Raw genomic sequence first — 2,764 nt, 5'->3', positions numbered from 1 at the left:
GGGCATTATTTTGGTATTTGGACAACGAAGGATAACATTGTTAGAAAGATGATCCAACTCAATCAATCAGAAGATTTAATTCATCTTGTTACTGGAGTAAGTTTAGAGAGAATTCGGTCTCTACGCTAACGGGACATGATAGCGCAATTATGACACGATGGCAGCCGGCAGAACGATCGGCTGCCGTCCTCTTTGTGCTAAACATTCCTGTTAAGGCTAAGAAATCACCTTTGCCAAAAAAGGAGCGCCTCGGTATGATGGGTTTCCACAACACATCAAGGAGGCGCTCCTATCATGAAGTTTAAACAATCAGAAGTACAAAATCAACGTATCGAACGAATTACTACCTTGCATCTCATTGTAGGGATCGACATGGCAAAGGAAACTCATGTGGCACAGGCTACAAATTATCGTGGGATTGTACTGACGAATCGGCATCTTTCATTCAGCAATACCATTGAGGGGTTTGAAAAGCTGCAGCGGTGGATGGAAGGTATTCAGCAAAAGCACCGTTTAGGCCAGGTAATCATAGGCATGGAGCCGACAGGCCACTATTGGTGGAACCTAGCCAACTGGCTTACACATAAAGGATTGCAAGTGGTCTTAGTTAATCCAGCAACGACAAAACGCAATAAAGAAAACCGTGACAACTGCCAATCGAAGAGTGACCCAAAAGATGCGCTTGTCATTGCAGATGTAGTAAGCCGAGGCTACTACTATGAACATACGAAACAGACTCAAGTATTTCAACGCATGAGAACACTGATGAGCGATCGGGAGTTTTGGGTTGCTAATAGCGTCCGGTTACAAAATCGCATTATTCGGTGGCTAGATATCCGATTTCCTGAGTACAGTTCGGTATTTAAGGATTGGACCGTTAAACGTTCAATGGCTACTCTGAAGGAATTCCCTGCGCCCTTAGCAGGTGTAGGTGACATTAGGCAGTACGCACATGGACGTCAGTTACTGCGCAAAGCCGGTCTGAATTTGGCTGAAAGCACATCGGGGAAGAGGAAAGGTCAGATCGTTGTCTCCAAACGAGGGGACTCCAGTTTAAGAAAATATCTGTATTTAGCGACAATCCAGCTCATTGGAATTAATCCGGTCTTTCAAGAATTACATCGACACAATGTTCAAGTAAAGCACAAAAGCAACAGTCTGTCTTTAAACTCGTGGGTAAAGTAGCGCGAATTTTGATCGGTATGGTCCAGCGTGTAGAAACATTCTCTCCCGAAAAGGCCAGCCATCTCGTTTCACAAGCAGCATAGGGCATTGATCGATCACGTATATTGACTCATTCGCGGGATTTTGAAAAAGAAAGCACGGAGAACCGAGTTACTGCCCGAAAAGGGCTCAGACCCGTCCGCTAAACGCAATCGGTCTCCACACCTTGGATAAGTTTGACGATGGAATGTGAGGGCCTAGACCCGTCGAGCCATGGGATGGTAAACACCAGGGCACTTGTGGAGTTTGCGTGCAGTAGAGTTAGGCAGAAAGGAATGGCTGAATTCCTTTGTTCCCGCATACCCAGTTACTGGGCTAACGGCATCATAGCTTTCTCCACCTCCATATCTATTTCAAGGTGATGAAATCCTGCGAATGAGTGAGTATATGTGAGATAAACCCTAAAAACCGAGGGACGGGCAGTATAGTTCTAATTTTAAATATGAACAAAGGTTTCAATAAGTTTCACTTTTTGGAAATGATCAACTTTATTATTATACTGAGGAGGTTCAAATTGGAGGTAACTTAATGATCGAAAGAATCATATTAATTTCATCACTTACATTGATTATTCACGCAGCGGAGACACTTTCCTATGCTGTAAGAATGGCTGGTATTCGAACAGGGAAATTAGCTATAGCTCTCTCGTTGACGGGAATGATTGTACTTGTTTCAAGAACGTCCAATATTGCACAGGGTACAATGACTGGAAAAATAGTGGACCTTGCCAAAAAACATTCCGGAATACACTTAATTGACTATTTCCGAATAATTCTGATGGCGGCTTCAATCGGTACACTTTTAGCAATAGCATTATTTCCTTCATTTGTGGCACTCTCTAGTCGTATGGTTTCTCATTTAGAACAGGCTGGTTCGATTCCAAGAATGGCAAAGAAATTATTCAGATCTAACCTGCTCTTAAACTTCTTTTATTACTTACGAATGCCGAAATGGGAAATGGCTAGAAGGCTTCGGGACAACGGGATGCCAAAACGATTTATGCTTATGAACTGTTGTGTGACGGCAATCTATACGGTAGGTGTCTTAGCTGCGTTATATGCTTCTTATTTGCCTGGAAACTTCAGTACAGGAGCCTCTCAAGCATCCGGTTTAATAAACGGATTGGCAACAATCATGTTGACTTTGTTGATTGATCCACATGTGGCATTACTGACAGATAAAGTACTTCGCAAAGAGGCGAAATTAGCTTCAATTAACAGAGTCTTTGGTGCATTGATGTTTTCAAGATTTTGTGGAACTTTATTGGCACAAATAATCTTATTGCCTGCGGCATACTGGATAAAGTCAATTGTTCCATACCTATAATCCGGATGTCTTAATGGGATGATCGAAGAGTTTGAGCATATCAATTCATTGTGTAAGCTTTTATCTTTGAACAAATAATTGCTTAAGCTCCCTCAGAGAATAAAGGTTTTCTCGCGAATGCTCGCTCATTCGCAGAATTTCATATGCATGAATCAATAGGAGTTTCAAGAATTACATGAGAGGGGCTAAGCTGCTCCGTTTGAGGGCATGCGGG

The 2,764-nt window shown here is 42.5% G+C and carries 1 protein-coding gene and 1 pseudogene; both read left to right on the top strand.

Annotated features, from left to right (window positions below; translation table 11 throughout):
* Positions 1-294: 294 nt before the first annotated feature.
* Positions 295-1,268 (top strand): annotated as a pseudogene (locus I8J29_RS33320) (IS110 family transposase).
* Positions 1,269-1,752: 484 nt separating this feature from the next.
* Complete coding sequence (locus tag I8J29_RS33315; RefSeq protein ID WP_208851553.1) at positions 1,753-2,550, top strand: lipid II flippase Amj family protein; 798 nt, start codon at positions 1,753-1,755, stop codon at positions 2,548-2,550.
* Positions 2,551-2,764 lie beyond the last annotated feature (214 nt).

It is taken from the genome of Paenibacillus artemisiicola (genome assembly GCF_017652985.1).
In the GTDB taxonomy this organism is placed as follows: Bacteria; Bacillota; Bacilli; order Paenibacillales; family Paenibacillaceae; genus Paenibacillus_Z; species Paenibacillus_Z artemisiicola.
This window is presented reverse-complemented; position numbering and strand designations above follow the sequence as displayed.

Coding starts and splice junctions, on each gene's coding strand:
- I8J29_RS33315 (WP_208851553.1), top strand. CDS start 1,753: ATGATCGAAAGAATCATATTAATTTCATCACTTACATTGATTATTCAC.